Annotated in this window: 13 protein-coding genes; all 13 read left to right on the top strand. The window is 26.4% G+C overall.

Going from position 1 to position 17,319, the window contains the following annotated elements; genetic code table 4:
- Positions 1-88 precede the first annotated feature (88 nt).
- The gene (locus tag SCLAR_RS07070; RefSeq protein WP_157795152.1) at positions 89-256 is read left to right on the top strand and encodes a hypothetical protein; all 168 of its coding nucleotides are present in this window, start codon (positions 89-91) and stop codon (positions 254-256) included.
- 53 nt (positions 257-309) lie between these two features.
- Positions 310-1,233 carry a hypothetical protein gene (locus SCLAR_RS04590; RefSeq protein ID WP_100254758.1) on the top strand — a complete coding sequence of 308 codons (924 nt, stop codon included), beginning with the start codon at positions 310-312 and terminating at the stop codon, positions 1,231-1,233.
- Between the two features lie 776 nt (positions 1,234-2,009).
- Positions 2,010-3,086, top strand: a complete 1,077-nt coding sequence (locus tag SCLAR_RS04585) for an HNH endonuclease signature motif containing protein (RefSeq protein ID WP_100254757.1) — start codon at positions 2,010-2,012, stop codon at positions 3,084-3,086.
- Complete coding sequence (locus SCLAR_RS04580; RefSeq protein ID WP_100254756.1) at positions 3,079-4,722, top strand: ATP-binding protein; 1,644 nt, start codon at positions 3,079-3,081, stop codon at positions 4,720-4,722. Before SCLAR_RS04585 ends, SCLAR_RS04580 begins: the two co-directional genes overlap by 8 nt.
- Positions 4,723-4,737: 15 nt before the next feature.
- Positions 4,738-6,867 (top strand): Z1 domain-containing protein, encoded by a 2,130-nt coding sequence (locus SCLAR_RS04575; RefSeq protein WP_100254755.1) that lies wholly within the window; start codon positions 4,738-4,740, stop codon positions 6,865-6,867.
- 222 nt (positions 6,868-7,089) lie between these two features.
- Positions 7,090-8,370 (top strand): DNA cytosine methyltransferase, encoded by a 1,281-nt coding sequence (locus tag SCLAR_RS04570; protein ID WP_157795151.1) that lies wholly within the window; start codon positions 7,090-7,092, stop codon positions 8,368-8,370.
- An 8-nt stretch (positions 8,371-8,378) separates the two neighbouring features.
- The gene (locus SCLAR_RS04565; RefSeq protein WP_100254753.1) at positions 8,379-9,446 is read left to right on the top strand and encodes an HNH endonuclease; all 1,068 of its coding nucleotides are present in this window, start codon (positions 8,379-8,381) and stop codon (positions 9,444-9,446) included.
- A gap of 128 nt (positions 9,447-9,574) precedes the next feature.
- Positions 9,575-10,417 carry a MurR/RpiR family transcriptional regulator gene (locus SCLAR_RS04560; protein ID WP_100254752.1) on the top strand — a complete coding sequence of 281 codons (843 nt, stop codon included), beginning with the start codon at positions 9,575-9,577 and terminating at the stop codon, positions 10,415-10,417.
- Positions 10,418-10,513: 96 nt separating this feature from the next.
- A complete protein-coding gene (locus tag SCLAR_RS04555) occupies positions 10,514-12,073 on the top strand; it encodes a PTS transporter subunit EIIC (protein ID WP_100254751.1) in 1,560 nt (519 codons plus the stop codon).
- Entirely contained in the window at positions 12,073-13,125 is a 1,053-nt protein-coding gene (locus SCLAR_RS04550; RefSeq protein WP_100254750.1) for a MupG family TIM beta-alpha barrel fold protein, read from the top strand. The genes SCLAR_RS04555 and SCLAR_RS04550 overlap by 1 nt, the downstream gene beginning before the upstream one ends.
- A gap of 10 nt (positions 13,126-13,135) precedes the next feature.
- Positions 13,136-13,957: an N-acetylmuramic acid 6-phosphate etherase gene (gene murQ / locus SCLAR_RS04545; protein WP_100254749.1), complete on the top strand. Its 822-nt coding sequence runs from the start codon at positions 13,136-13,138 to the stop codon at positions 13,955-13,957.
- A gap of 349 nt (positions 13,958-14,306) precedes the next feature.
- Positions 14,307-15,353, top strand: a complete 1,047-nt coding sequence (locus SCLAR_RS04540; protein WP_100254748.1) for a hypothetical protein — start codon at positions 14,307-14,309, stop codon at positions 15,351-15,353.
- Positions 15,354-15,544: 191 nt separating this feature from the next.
- The gene (locus tag SCLAR_RS04535) at positions 15,545-17,308 is read left to right on the top strand and encodes a BglG family transcription antiterminator (RefSeq protein ID WP_169921853.1); all 1,764 of its coding nucleotides are present in this window, start codon (positions 15,545-15,547) and stop codon (positions 17,306-17,308) included.
- The last annotated feature ends 11 nt before the right edge of the window (positions 17,309-17,319 follow it).

Genomic DNA, 17,319 nt, shown 5'->3' with positions numbered 1-17,319 from the left:
ATTTAAAGTGATTAATAGATACATAGAGCTTAAAGATTTTTGTAAGACTAAACTAGATGTTTTATTCTGCTTTGTTTCATCAGATGTTGTGTACAAAATACTTAATGATGAAAAATTAAACTACATTGAAAAAATTTCTCTAGAAAAAGATATTAATGAAACAGCAAATTATTTTAAAATTGAAGGAAATTTCAAATATTTAAAAAAAGTTATTGCCGAACTTAAAAATGAGGATAAGTATATTGAAAAGAAATAAACACCACAGGAAATCAATAATTAATATGTAAAATTAAGAAATGAGACTATTATATGAATTTAAATACTAAAAATAAACCTTTCAAAGTTAGTAAGCAATGAATCCGTGATGACTATTTAATAAGATTGAACAGATTTTTAGAAAAAGCAGGCATTAAAAATTTAAATGGTGAGGCTGTTTTATTTGTTAATAAAGAAGATATAAGAAGGAAATGGTATAATAAAAAACCAATTGGATATGATTTTGAATATTATCCAGCTGAAAGTAATTTTGGAAAAAATCAAGATGGGTTTTTCATTCCTAAAAATTATTGTGAAGATTCAATAGTATTTTATTATGAAAAATATAATCATGGTTTTTTGTATGATATAACAAGTAAAAATATTACAGATTATGAAAATAGAATATTAAAATCCAAAAATATAAATACAATTGAAAAAAGAAAGATAATTTTTTTATTAAAAACAATCAACTCATTAAGTAGCTTTTATAAATTTGATGCTGAGTTAAATTTACAAAAAATTAACTTCCAAGATTTAAATTTCTTGTTGAATTCATTTATTAATATTTCTGAAAATGAAAGTTTGAAGTTAACCAGTACTGTTAAAAATCAAAAAATAACAGTAAAAGAGTTCATAATATGTGTTGACATTGAAAGTAAGTTGACTAAAGATATTATCAAATTAATTGAATCAAATGAGATTAAACCTGAATCAAGGACAAGTTTTCCATGTTCACTTAACTCCTTAAGGAATTTGTTAACTCACTCAGAAAAATATAAAATAAATTCACAAAATGATAAAATTTTTTATAATATTATTGATTTTTATAATGTAGATGATGAACTATACATATTGCTTAATAAACTAGATGAAGAAGATGGGAGTATAAATCAAATTGTTATTTTAAAATATGAGTTAATAGAAATAAAAAAAGCATTTGAAAACTTTTTAAATGAGTTATATAAAAATATTTAATATGAGAAGTTATGCTTTTTACATAGATTAAATATTATAATGTATGACTATAAAAGTTATATTTTCACCTACATCACAAATTGAATTACAGTAATTGCCGGAATCTACTAAAAATGCAATACTTATAAAATTTTGGGTAGCAAGATTTATACTAAAGACTAAATAAAATAGTTACAATATTGTGGATAAAGATAGAAATTGTTCATAAATTTATAAATAAAATTTATTCAACCACAAATTTATTATAAATATTAGTGATGATTGCATTTTTGTAATACTTAAATTATATTTTACCTTAAACTAGCTTAGTCCACTTTTAATTAGACTTGAAAGTTTATTATAGGTTTTGTGATTATTTGTAAAAGGGTTATAAAGCAAACTTGATATTATTTTTATCTAATGTTGGTTAAGGTATGAAATTTTTGTAAATTATTTGTTACAAAAATAAAACCATGTTTAATTTTTAAATATTATGAAAAAATATTTGATAGAATTAAGTTAAAAGCGAGGAAAAATTAATGTAAAAGTGAAGTTATTTGAAAATAACAATTATTATAACAATGCCTGAATCATAAAGTGAGTCAAAACCACTTTAATTGTAATAAGTTATTACTGATTGAATGCATTATAACCAATACAATTAAATTTGAGTTTTAACATGTTACAAAATTTTATGTAAATCTAAAACATCAACTTTCATATAAAAGTCATATTTTAAATTTTTTTAAGGTTAATTATAAGTCACAATTAATAAAATCATATGGAGGTAGGAAAAAGTGAATAATAGTATCAAATATAAAGTATTTAAGGACAAAAAAATAGTGGAAATGACCTTTAAAGAATATAACAAACTTCAAAAGAATGTTAAAAATGAATACAATTCTCTAAATGAGGTAATTATAGGTAATTTTAATGGTCTAAAGAATGTAAATTATGATGATAAAAAGAATTGAGTTTCATTTGAAACTCAAGATAGTAAGAAGATTTTAATACATTATATGAATCCAAAAAACTCAGGAATTGAAGACAATCAAGCTAAAAGATTGGCACTTAAATCACAGCATTTGGTTACAGGTTATCAAATCTACTATGTAGGACTCATGAAAATAGGGTTAAATAATCTTTACATTCTTTCACCAATTGTAAATAAAAATATTGAAAGATACATTGCATCATCAAAAGCAAAAAAGGGAGGTTCATATTCTTCATATTGAATAGGATTTAGTGATATTGAAAAATGCATAATGGGGGATATTGATGTCACAGATTCTGATAATAATCTTTTAACTGTTCATCTAGATAAGTTGGTAAAAAGATTATTTGAACATATAAAACAAAATGAAGTTAGTAAAGAGGAAGAAATTTTAGACATTTTTAATGATATACTATTTAATGAAATTACATTAGAACAAAATGTGATGGATTTTAACTATGATCTATCTGTTGACAAGGTAAATAAGAACAAATTAATTAGAAATACTGCTCTTGTTGAAGAAGTATTAAAAGAATTGCAAATTTGTGCATTATGTAATAAAGAAAGTACTTTCCCATCTAAAAAACATAATGGTCTAAATTATTTTGAAGTGCACCATTTTATTCCTTATAACTACAAAACCCAAAAAAAGTTTGTTAAGACTTTAGATTCAAAACAAAATCTAGTTGCATTGTGCCCAGAATGTCATAAGGGAATACATTTGTCTGAAAAAGAGTTTCAAAAAAGTATGGTTATTAAACTTGGCAATCTAGTTGTAAATGATAATTTTAAAAAAATATATCCAGAGTATAACATTGAAAAAATAATAAAAATTTATAGTGAACTTTACAAACAAGAAGGAGATAGAGATTATGATTAATGATAATGATTCAATTAATATACAGCCTGAATCAAGTATTTATGCAACATACCAAAGGTTAAGTTATAAACCAAGCTATGCATTAGCTGAATTTGTTGACAATTCCACAGCAAGTTATTTTGAAAACAAAAATGCTCTAATTGATTTTTATAAAAATAATTTAAATTCTAACTATCAGTTAAAAATTTATATTCTTTATAAAAATGATAATGTAGATCCTGAAATAAACATTATAGATAATGCTTATGGAATGGAACGTGAAGAATTAGAACGGGCAGTTTTGCTAGGTAAACTTCCAAAACATAAAAATAGTAGAAATGAATTTGGAATGGGACTTAAAACTGCTGCAACATGATTTAGCAGGAAATGAACTGTAATATCAACTAGATTAGGTTCAGAAAATGAATATAGTGTAACAATGGATATTGACAAAATAGTTAAAGAAAATCCAAAAAGAATTGGAGTTAGCAAGAAACCTGTTGATCCTAAAATTCACAAAACAATCTTGAAACTTGAAAAGTTAAACAAACCAATCACAACAAAGAATCAAAAAACAGCAATCTCAAAATTAATTTCTGGAATGTATAGACGTGATATCAAAAATGGTGATATTAAAATCTATTTTGCTGAATTTAAAGCTGATAAAAAATGAAGAGACATTGATGGTGTTGTGTATGAGAATGCTGAAGATATTCCAGAAATAAAGTTCAATGAAGTTATTCCAAGAGTAATACAGCCAGGTCAAGTTAAAGGTATTGATGAACCAACACTAGCAAAGACTGTTGATGAAGATTTTTTAGAATTCAAGGACAAAAAGTACCATATTAAATATATGGTGGGAATAAGAGACAAAGGGAGTAGAAGTGAATCAGGTTTCACACTATTTAGAAGAAATAGAGCTATAGTCGGAGGATATGATAACAATTATCGCCCAAAGGAAATTTTTGGTGATTCAGGTTCATTTGCATATCAAAGAATGTATGGGGAAATTGATCTAGATGATTTCCCTGTAAATCAAGCAAAAGATGGTTTTAGTTGAGATGATGGTCTTGAAGAGGCATTTATTAATTTTTTAAATAGAAAAATAGCAAAATTTAAAATATGAGCAGAAAAACTAAGAAAGTTTGATGATTCAGGAACAAAACAGATTAAAGAAAAAGAAATTATAGAAGCAAATAATGACATATCAAGAATGATGAAAAAGGACTTTACATTTGAGACACCTAGTGCTATTGATGAAAATGTCAAAGCTTCAATTGTAAAATCAGATGATAAAACTGTCTTGGAGAATGAAGTTAATAAGATTAGTTTAAATAATTTAGGCAATATTGCAAAGTTTTCAAAGGATGGGGTTAATTTTTCATTTTCATTAAAACTTTCAGAAGAAAAAGACCCACAAGAGTGAATTAAAATAACTACTGTGGATGAAGAAAAAGATTTCTTTGAAATAGAGCTGTTTGTTGAACATATTTTTTTAAAACCATTGGCACAAGAACCACAATTTATAATTTTTATGAAAAAATTTGCAACAGCATATGTTTGTGCAATACTTTGTTTGCGTGCGAACTCACCAGACAATACTGTTGACCCATTAAAAATTACAAAAAAAATTAATGAATATCTTTTAGGATGATAAATAGGAGGAATAAGTATGTATATTGAAAAATATAAAGAAGTTTATTGTAAAAAAATTGGAACTGACTCTACAAATGAAATTTTAAAACGCTCTTATGAAATTCTTGAAGAAACACTAGATGAAAACAGGCAACCAAATAAACAAACTGGTTTATTGGTTGGGAAGGTTCAATCAGGAAAGACTTCAAACTTTTTAGGAATAATTGCCACTGCATTTGATAAAGAATATTATGATACTGTCTTTTTAGTTGGTGGAATTGATAATGATTTATTGCGTCAAAATGAAGAAAGGGTTAATGAGGTTTTTGATGATATCTCAGATGATAGAGGTTATATGACCTGTGCAGTATTCTCTAGTGCTTCAATTAAATCTGAAAAAAATAATCTTAATCAAAACAGATTTTTTCAAGGAGATAACAATAAAGTTATTATTACCATACTTAAAAATTCAAGACATTTCTCAGACATTTTAGATCTAATTAACAATAATCCTTTAATATGAAGCAAAAGAAAAGTATTAATTATTGATGATGAAGGAGACCAGGGGAGTTTAGATGGTAATGCCAACACAAAAAAAGATGGTCCAACAAAATGAAACGAAACAATAAATAATATAAGAAATTCACTAACACATTTTTCATATATTGCCGTCACTGCAACTCCATATGCAAATGTTTTAATTGATACTTATGATAACTTATCTCCGAAATTCATCAAGTTAACCTATCCAGGTCAGGGATACAGTGGACTAAGTGTTTTTCACTCAGATGAAGGAAATGAGAGATACGTCAGAATAGTTCCCGATGAAGAAGCAGAAAGATTAAGAGACAGTGATAATCAGAATGATTCAGAAGTTCAAAATATTGAAAAAAGTCTTGAAGAGGCCTTGAGTTTCTTTATTTGTTCATCAATTGATTTGTTGATGAAGAAGCAAAAATATACAAAATCTGAAATGTTACTAAATATTGTAAGAGTTAAAAATGACCATAAGATTATAAAAAAAAGATTAGATAAATTTTTAATAGAACTCCGCAAGGGAATTGATGATTATTTCAATGATAAAAAAGATATTGAAAAATTATGATTATTTGAGTTTATTAATAAGGGTTTTAAAATATTATATGATCGCAAGATAGATGAGAATGGAGATTATGATTTTTTAGAAAGATTTAAATATGCAGTTCAAGATGTTAATTCATTTATCATTAATAGTAGTCCTGGTGCTAAGAGACTTAATGAAAGTAGTATTAAAAATAAACATGTAATTTATATTGGGTCTGATTTGCTCTCAAGAGGTGTTACAATTAGTAATTTAATTGTTGCTTACATAATAAGAGATACTCTTCTTGGGAAGAATAATGCAGACACAATTTTACAAAGAGCTCGTTGATTTGGTTATCGAGATAAGATAATTAACAATATGAAAATATATACAACAGAAAAAATTGCAAATCATTACTTTGACATTTGAATTATGGAAAATAACCTATGAGAATATTTAGAAAGAATCGATTTAGAAGGTTTATCCTGTGAAGAATTAATCGATAAGATTTTTTTAGAATTACCAACAAGTGAGCTGCGACCTACCAGAAGAAATGTAGCTGATGTCAGAGAAGTTGCAATTAAGTCATGATCAATTCAAAGGAAATATCATGAAACAAAAAATATTGAGCTTGATTATTTTGAAAAAATAAGTGAAGAAGCAAAAATTGAACAATTTGGTACAAGAACATTTAGAGTAAAGGAGTATTCAAATTGAAATAACTTTTGTTCAGAATCACATATAGATTCATACATAATAAACAAAGTTCTTGCAAAAAGAGAACAAGTAGTATTTGAAGGAAGTTGAGAAGAAAAACCAGTCAAGGTAGTTTTAATGCAACCTCAAAGTGGTGCTAATTCTATGCGTTCTTTAGGAACCGATGACAAATTTACATTGCATGCACAAGGAGCAAATATAAATGTTGATTATACTGACCAAAATAACTATTTTGGTGATTCAAAAATAGATTTGTATGATTCAAACAAAGGGAAAGTAATTATACAGATTTATAAAATTGATTTTAAGGATAAGAGCAAAAATGAAATTGCATATGGACTTTATATACCATCCTTATCAGTAAGTGGATATGTTAAGAATAGATAGTATTTAATTCAAAATTGTTATAGACAACAGGTTTTTTTGATAGTTAATCTGTAAAAATTAAAAAATAATAAACGCAAATGGCTTTGTTCATAGAAAAGAATAAAATCAATTCTTTCAAAGTATTATTTGTGATAAAATAAATTTCAAATTTAAGTGTTTTTGACCCTAAAATTATATTAAAATGTTAAAATCAATTTGACTATAAAAAAGAGGTGTATTGGTGTGAAGGAAATTAGGTTTATTGACTTATTTGCTGGTATTGGTGGATTCCATAAGGCATTAGAATCAGTAGCAAAAAAGAAAAAATTGGATATTAAATGTGTGTTTGTTAGTGAAATTGATAAAGAGTCAATTGAAACTTATTCTAGTAACTTTTCAATAGATAAAGAGAAGATCATTAATATAAGAGATTTAGATGATAATATGTCAGGTGTTCCAGAGCATGATTTTTTATTTGCTGGATTTCCATGTCAAACTTTTTCAAATGCGGGTAAGAAAAAGGGTTTTTTAGATGAAATTAGGGGAACATTGTTTTTTGATATTGTAAAAATATTAAAAATTAAAAAACCCAAGTACATTTTATTAGAAAATGTAAAACACTTAGTCAATCATGATAATGGAAAAACATGAGAAATAATAATCAAAACCTTAAAAGATGATTTAGGTTATATTATACCTAAAGATCCATTAATATTATCGCCTCATGAATTTGGTATCCCACAGGAGAGACAGCGTGTATTTATTCCAGGTGTTTTAAGAGAAAAAACAAGTTTAAAAGATGAATACATTTCATTTAATTTTGATGATTTAAAATCAAATAATATTCTTAATAGCTCAAATTCAAGTGAAATTAGAAAATATATTTTTGATAAGTTTTTAGAAGAAGAAGTTGAAAGCAAGTATTTTTTAGATAAGGAAAAAGATTCATATTTATTAAATGTATTTGAAGCCTGAGACGATTTTTTAAAAAATGTAGAAAAACCAGAAGGTAGAACTTTACCAGTTATTTGAGCTGATGAACTTGGTAAGAAATATCATTTAAAAAGTGATATGCCAGAATGGAAAAAAAAATATATTACAGATATGAGAAATATTTATAAAATGAATAAAGATTTTATAGACAATTGGTTAGTAAAATATGAAGTTGAAAAATGAAAAAAACGTGAAAAAAAATTTGAATGACAAGCAGGGAAAGAAGTAACTGATTTGAAGCACTCTTTTATACAATTAAGGCAATCAGGAATAAGGTGTAAGAAGCCAATAAAATTCCCAACATTAGTGGCAATGGTTCAAATCCCTATAATTTATGATGATTTTAATAATGCTTGACGTTACTTGACTCCAAGGGAAACTGCAAATTTACAAAGTTTCCCTAAAAAATATAAAATACACAATGAAATTAAACCAGAAAATAAAGATTTTTATTCTTATAAGCAATTTGGTAATTCGGTTAATGTTAAAATAGTTTCATTTATTCAAGAACATTTATTGAATAACTATTAGAATTACTTATGAAAAAATACCCTTATAAACACATAGTTTCAGGGAGAATTACCAATTTAGAAAATCCACATCCTTTAGATAATGAGAAAAACAAATCTAAATTTATGGAATATTTAATAGAAGATTTAAATATTGATTCTTTTGAAGATATTAGCAATGATAAGAAAAACTTATTTATGATTAATTTTAACAATATGTATTACAATATTTTTATTGAATTTCCAGATGGTGGGGGAAAGGACATAAAATACAACAAAACAGACAAAAAAGTAGCAATTCCATTTAATCAAGTAGCTTTTAAAAGTATTATTAAAAATTATGAGAGGGTTTTAGTTATTGATATGTATGTTCCTTTAGATGATGATCTAAAACCTGATTTCTCAAAAAGGGTTTATTTAATTGTTGATCCAAAGAAAATCTACTTATCAAAAGTTATTGAGAGGGAATCTAAGAGTCCATCATCCAGATGAGTCAAATTAGAATATATATTAGAAGTAATGAATGATAAAACATTTAAGCAAAACAGGGCAAAAAATGTTTATATTATTCATCAAGAAAAACTTAAGTGATTTTTTCAAGACATTTTAAAAAATGATTATATAGAAATGATTAATTCTGAACTGTCTAAAGTTTCTATTCAAGATTTTAAAAATGAAAGTAATAATAAATTTAAAAAATACAGAAGATTATTTAAAGGACTTTTAATTGCGAAACGTGGTATCAAGTGTGAGGTGCTCAGTTGTGGAATTAAAAATCAGGAATTAATGATAGGTTCTCATATAAAACCTGTAAATATAATTATTAATGATGAATCTCTAACTGACTTTCAAAAAATTAAAGAGATTTCTGATCCAAACAATGGTTTTCTATTATGTCCAAACCATGATGCATTATTTGATAAACAATTAATAACTTTTAATTGCAAAGGAATATTGGAAGTTTCAAAAAGCATTACTAGTCAAGCACATCATTTTAATTTAGTAGAGAATAAAATAAACATTAATATTTCTGGAAAAGAAGTTAATAAATACTTGGATTTTCATAACAACTTGTTTAAATACAAAGAAAATAGTTAGTAACATACAATTTCTAAAATATAGCAATAGGGTTATCTAGGACAGTTTGTTTTAAACTGAGTGTTTATTACAATAGGAAAAGTTGAGATTTTAAAAAAACTTTTAAATTATTTAATAAGAGGTAGGAAATGAGTCAATTTGATATATACGAAAAAATAGTTGAAGAAGCAAAAGATGGCAAAAACATTTATTTTTACATTTCAAATTACATTATTAATCACATTCAAGAAATTTACAATATGAACATAAAAGAATTTGCCACAAACACTTTTACAAGTGTGGCTACAATCCATAGATTCATCAAGTACTTGAATCTTGAAAGTTATAAAGAAATGAAATATATTCTCAAGAATGTTTCAGAAACAAGACTTGGTGAAAGTGGTATTTCTGATTCAAACAACAATGATATTGTTGAAAACATTCACAAACAACTAGTTAAAACAATTGATCAAACTGCAAGTTTATTGCACCAACAACAAGAAAAAATTATCACAATTTCAAAGCAAATCATCAAATGTAATAGGATAATTTTGGTGGGATTTGGTGGAACTTATAATGTTGCCAGGGATTTTTACAATAAATTGCAAAGATTGGGGATAATATGCAATATTTCTCAAGATATTCACAATCTAAGTTTTTTAAGTAGACTATTAGGGAAAAATGACATAATTTTTATAGTTTCATATTCTGGAGTTACTGAAGAAATTTTAAGACTCTTGAAACTCTTAAAAAATGATGAGAGCAGTAATAAACCCCAAATTATTTCAATCACAAAAAATGTAGATAATCCAGTTCAACAAAGTTCAGATATTAATTTAGTGGTTCAATCAAATGAGTCAACTATTAGACACACATCTTTAACTTCAAGAACTGCAATTTTGTTTGCTATTGATTGCATATATTCTTCAATTATTAATGAAGACAAAGAAAAATACAGTAGGATTTTAAAATTTACAGAAGTTGAAAAATAAGTATCAAGAGTTGATACTTTTTTACTATCAAATCAAAATCACTTTTACTATTTTTCATTTGAAGTATGCTAGTAGTGTAGACCAAGGAGGGATTACATGAAAGAAAAAAAAGATTCAAAAAAAACTGCTGCAGATATTGCCAAAGCATTTGCCAAAAATCAAGTTCAATCATATACAAACTGTATGACAAGGCTGCGAATCTCAGTAAAAAAAGAAAGCACAATTGATGTTGATTATCTTAAATCAATAAAAAATGTTATGGGAGTTATCATTAACCAAAATGAATACCAAATTATTTTAGGACCTGGGTTTGTAACTAGAGTTGCTAATGATTTTGGAAAAATGATTGATGCTCAAAAAACTGAAGCTATCAATGTCAATTTATCTGTTGAAGACAAAGACCTCATTAACAAAATAGATGAAAATAATTTTAAAACAGAAAATCATGACATTAAACAAAGATATCGTGCTAAAACAAAAGCAAGTATCTTAAACTTCTTTAACAAAATTAGTTTAATATTTACACCGTTTATTCCAGCTTTTTTAGCTACTGGAGTTTTACAAGCAATTGGAAGTATTATTCTGACTTCAGTAGGTCAAGATAATTTAACCCAAGTTTCTAATTCTTGAATTAATATTACAACTTTATTATTAACATTATTAGTTCAAATTTTATGTATTTTGATTGGGTGAAATACAGCAAAAGTATTTGGAGGAACTCCAATCATTGGAGCTTTGCTAGCCGCAATGTACACACCAGCATTTGGAGCAATTATAGGAAACATATTCCAAATTGATGGTAATTCAGGGACTTTTTTAGGAATACCAATAACAGATATTTCAAAAAACTGATTTACAGTGGGAGTCTTTAGGGATGGCAAAGCTGCCGGATTAACTGGATCTATTTTTGGAGCAATTACAGTTGCAGGAGTGGCTGCTGTTTTAGAAAAACAATTTAATAAATTTATTCCAGATGGAGCAAAATTATTTGTGGTACCATTCTCAGTTTGTGTCATAATGATTTTGGTTAACTTTGTTTTATTGGTACCATTAACAGGTTATGTTTTCTTGGGGATGTCAAAATTCTTCCAAGTTGTTACAACCAATAAGTGAGCCACTCCACCACTAGGAGCAATTCTTGCTGGTGTTTGATTATGATTAGTGGTGTTTGGAGTTCATCAAGGTGCCACACCAATCTACTTGATGCTAATTGCAGATACTGGTTTAAATACTTTGTTCCCACTGGTAGCGGTTGCAGGAGCTGGCCAAGTTGGAGCTGCTTTAGCACTATACTTTAAAGCAAAAAAAGGTTCAAAAATCCGTCAAGAAATTGGTGCTGCAATTGTTCCTGGTTTCCTGGGTATTGGAGAACCATTAATTTACGGAGTTATGTTAACAAGACTTAGAGCCTTTATTACTGCATGTTGCGGTGCTGCAATTGGAGGTTTATATATGGGATTAATGCCTTTATTTGGAATTAATGTAGGAACAATTGCTCTTGGCCCAAGTGGATTATTAGCAATTCCATTAATGTCTGCAAGTAATGGTTTACCTTGAACTGGAATGCTGATTTATCTTTCTGGTTTAGTAGTGACTTATATATCAGGGTTTTTATTAACATATTTCTTTGGAACTAAGGGGGTTGATCTTAAATAATGAAAAGTGCAATTTCAGTTTATCCAGGTTTAGGAATTAGTGATGCTGATTACTTTAATTACATAAGTGAAGCAAAAAATCAGGGAATTGAGTTAGTGTTTATGTCGCTACACATTCCTGAAGCTAATTTAAAACTTTTAGAACAGTTTAAAACTTTATTAAATTATATAGATTCTTTAAAAATGAAAGCAATTATAGATATTTCAAAAAAAGTTTATGATGAACTCGATTTAAGTAGCATTTCAATTTATGGTTTAAGATTGGATTATGGTTTTTCTGACCAAGAGATTGTGTCTCTTTGCAAAACTAGTACCTTTAAAATCTTTTTAAATGCATCAACCATTGATGCAGAAGGATTTGATAAGTTAAGGAACTTGGGTTTAAACCCAAATCAAATAGGGGTTTTTCATAACTTTTATCCAAAACCTTTTTCAGGGTTAGCAGAAGAATATTTTTATGAAAAAAATAAATTCTATAAATCATTAGGAATTGAAGTTTTAGCATTTACTTGCTCACATTTTAAACCAAGATTACCTTTATTTAAGGGTTTGCCAACCATAGAAAATCACCGAAATTATGACATTTATATGCAATTAAATGAACTGTTAATGATGAAAGTTGACATTGCTTGTGTTGGAGATGCAATGGCCAATAGTGAAGAGTTAAAAATAATGACAAGTTATCAAGACAATTTTGTCAAACTTAGATTTAACAAAATTAATCAAGAAATTCTTGATGAACACATTGAAATCTTAAAAATGTCTCATAAAGTGAGGCCAGATCAGAGTTTATATATTATTAGAAGTGAAAGTTCAAGAAGTTTAACAAAAACCAATCAAAAAATTAACCCAAAGAATAATGCTGGTTGAATAGAACCAAAAACAGTGACAATTGACAATCTAAACAATCTTAGGTATTGTGGTGAGGTTAATATTTGGAAAGAAACTGCTAAAAATGATGGTTCATTTAATATTATTGGTAATGTGGAAATCAGTGAGTGAATGCTTGAAAACAGTGAATTGATCAAAGAATTTAAATTTATTTTAGAATAGGGATGTTAGTATGAAATTAGAAAATATCGATACTGAAAAACGAAATAGCAAAAGCATGCAAATTGATAAAGCATCAACAATAGAAATTTTAAAAATTATTAATTCTGAAGATCAAAAAGTTGCAATAGCAATTAATGAGCAATTGTCAAAGTTAGCAAGCATAATTGATAAAATGTTTAACAAAGTTAAAACATCTGGAAGAATCTTTTATGTAGGGGCTGGAACAAGTGGTCGAATTGGAATTTTAGATGCTAGTGAAATTTTACCTACCTATGGAGACAATTCAACTTTTATAGGCATAATTGCTGGAGGAGATGAGGCTATTAAAACTCCAATTGAAGGTGCTGAAGATGACATCGCTGGTTTTGCAAGAGATATCAAAAAGTTTAATTTAAATAGCAATGACTGTATTGTAGGAATTGGAGCCTCAGGAAGAACTCCATATGTAATTGGAGCATTGAAGTACGCAGCAAAAGTTGGAGTACTACCAGTAGCTCTTTGTATGTCAAAAAACAATGAATTTGCCAATTACTGCGAGGATGTTATTTGCATTGACACAGGTGCTGAAGTTGTAACTGGATCTACTCGCATGAAAGCAGGAACTGCTACAAAATTAGTTTGCAATATGATTTCAACCACAATTATGATTAAAAAAGGCAAGGTTTTTGAAAATTTAATGATTGATGTTAAAGCAACAAACAAAAAGTTGCAACAAAGATGCATAAACATTGTGAAGGAATTAACTGGTAAAACAAATGATAATGAAATTGAAGATTATTTACAAAAATATGACTGAAATATTAAAACAGTCGTAAGTCACCTTAAGGACTAACTAAAATGTGGTTAAAACCACATTTTTTTTACTTAAAACCTAAAAAAATAGACTAAATATTAATTTTTCTTATAAAAACTCATATCTTAATTAGTAAATGTATATAATTTAAGTATGTGCAAATAATAATAATCAAAAGATTGTTTTGATGACAAAAACCATTATTTTTTTGAGAGTTAAGCACAAACATGTAAATAGAAAAACTACAAGGAAGTATTTTTCAATCATCTTTTACACCCAACAGTAGAAATGATTATAGCAATTTATTGATTTATGAAATTAATGAGATAAATAATAAATTTCTAAATGAATTCCCATCAAAATTACTTCCCAAATGAGGAAAAGAAAAATGAAAAAAAATTATTGTTTGGAGACAGTTATTGAACTTAAAATCTGTGATTTATGCAGTTGTAACATTATGGAAAATGAATGTTGTCAGAAGCAACATGATGAATGTAATTTAGACTTTATAAGTAGATTAGATGTTAAAAATTTAATAGCTACTTTTAAAAATAACTTAAAAAACTTTAAAAAATTGGTAAAAGAATTATTTAGTTTAAAACAGTGAAATGAATTTGATAAATATTTTGAACAATTAAATAATTTCAATCAAATTTGGAGCAAAGACCTTAACACAATAGGTAGTACCTTAGATTTAAATGAAAAAATCAAAGATGGTGATTTTGACCAATTAATAGCCACATCAAAATTAATTGATGAAAAGATGACAGCACTTATTCATGAAAATGAATTTATTCAAAATTTTAATGAAATAAAAAATTACTATGAATCAATCTTATTGATTGGCTTAGGATTTTTAACTACTGATGCAGATATTGAAACTGGACCACTAAGTTTGGTTTTTGAAACATTACGCCAACTAGATTTTGAATATCGTTCTTGAACAATGTTGTTTTATGCTAAAAGTCTACCAATAGCAAATTGGCATTTAAATATGTTTGACAAGGTTTTTGATGTAATCAACAAATTGGGGGTAGAAGTCACATCCAATTTGACCAAAAAATCTATGTTAAAACAAAAATTAAACCTAACAAGTGACACTCAAACTTGAAAACAAACCCTATTTTTAAATAACTATCTAAAAAATAATTTAGTGGAAGAAAATAATTTCAAAACTCTAGAATTCACTGGAGTAGATCAAGTTGAAATTAATAAAACTGAATACATTAGTCTAGAAGTTTATAATTCAAGTTTATTTCAATATCTAAAAAGTTTGCAGTCAGAAGTTTCAAATAGCTATTTTGGAAGTGGATTAATGAGAGATAGTTATAAAAAACCAAACCTTCATCCTGATGAATACAATATTTGAATCACAGTTATGTCAATGTTGAATTTATATATTATTAGTAATTTCATTGATTTGAAAAAGTTTTAATTGTAACAGGCTATTTTATGTAAAACTCTATTTACAAATAGAGTTTTTTTATTTATCATTTAAAAGAATTAAGCACTAAAAGTTTCGGTCTATTTTTATTCAGATATTTACTAAAATGGTGATTGCCAAAAAATTGGAAATGCAGAAATATAAAAAATTATGGATTAATAAGATAATGATAAGGGGTAATGATGATGAGAATTGACCAGATACTAAAAGAATTAATGACAAATGGGTGTTTAGACATTCAAACTACAATTAATAAATGAAACATTAGTGAACGCACTTTAAGAACTGATATTTTAAGACTTAAGTCTAAATATCAGATTGAAATAACCAAACAGGGCAATTACTACATTTTAGATCACTCAATTTCTTTGCATCATAATCTCACACATGAAACTGTTGATTACAATGATAAAAACCAGCGCATTTATTGAATAGTCCAAAAACTTTTTGAAACTAATGAAGTTTATGTTGATCAAGTTTTTAAAAGTCTGTATATAAATTTTGCAGTCTTAAAAGATGATATCAAAACAATTAATCAAAATTTTGTCCAAGATATTATTAAATTTGAACAAGACCAAGCTGGGAACAAATTGATTCTAATCAACAGTGAGCAGCAAAAAAGAAAACTTTTTGAAAATTATTTAGTTTTTAATGATGAAGAATACTTTAAAACTCAATTATTTTTTCGAGATTTAGTTTCTCAAAATAGACAAGTTTCATTGTATTCTTTGAATGAATTTGTTAAAATTTTTTACATTATGATACACAGAATCTTAAAAAATCAGATAGTTAAATTTGATAATTTTAAGAATATGCAAATTGAAGAGAACAATCTATTGACAAAAATTTTAGATTATATAAGTCAAGAGTGAAATTTGCAATTACCAGTTCATGAAATTTATTACTTAGAAATTAAGTTGATGTCATACAAGTTAATTAACAGTAAAATTGTTTTTGACTTAGAAAAAAAGTTAGATAACTTTTTAATATCAAATTTACAAGTTAACCAAATCAACAAGAGTGAAGTTTATAAAAATTTATTACAACACATTGAAGCTCTAATCATTCGCTATTCAACTGGAATTGAATTTAAAAATCCTTATATTGATCAAATTAAAAATAATTACCCATGACAATATGACACTTCAATTAAGTTAGCAAAATTTTTAGAAGCAGAGTTTAATCTTAAAAATATCAGTGAACAAGAATTAGGTTTTTTAGCAATCCATATTTCTTTACTAGAAATTAATTCTCAACAAAACCAACAGTTCACAAGTTATTTAATTTCAGATGAAAAAAATGTGGTTTCAAATATTTTGTTACACAAAATTACCTCTGAAATTCAACAATTAAACAAGATTCAGTTAATTTCTTCAGTTCAACTTCAAGAAATAGAGTTAGATAAAAATGATTTTTTAATAATTGTTGGTGATCAAAATATCAATCACATTAATAAAATTTATATTGATCCTATTATTACAAATAAAACTATTGAATTTATTAAAACCAAATTGAATCAAAAAAATATTAACAACAACTTAAATCAATTTCAAAAATTTTATATTCAAGTTAATAAAATTCAGGATAATCTTGAAGCAATTAATTTAATTGTTGAAAAATTAAATGACCAACCCAACATTAAACAAAAATTACTAAGTGCTTTAATTGAGAGGGAACAAAAAAGTTCAACTTACATTGGAGACTTCACAGCAATTCCCCATGCTGAAACAGAGCTAGTTTTAGAAAATGATTATAACTTATTCTTTTTTAAAAATGGAATTATGTGAAAGAAAAGAATTGTGTATTTTGTTTTCTTAATTAATATTAATACCCAACACAAAAAAAATTACCGACCATATTTTGAAACTATTGTAGAATTCAAAAAAAATGTTAATGAAAAAATGCTTAAAACAATAAACAGTGAGGATGATTTAAATGGAATTTAAAGGAAAAAATT

The organism is Spiroplasma clarkii (assembly GCF_002795265.1).
Classification (GTDB): Bacteria; Bacillota_I; Bacilli_A; order Mycoplasmatales; family Mycoplasmataceae; genus Spiroplasma_A; species Spiroplasma_A clarkii.
This window is presented reverse-complemented; position numbering and strand designations above follow the sequence as displayed.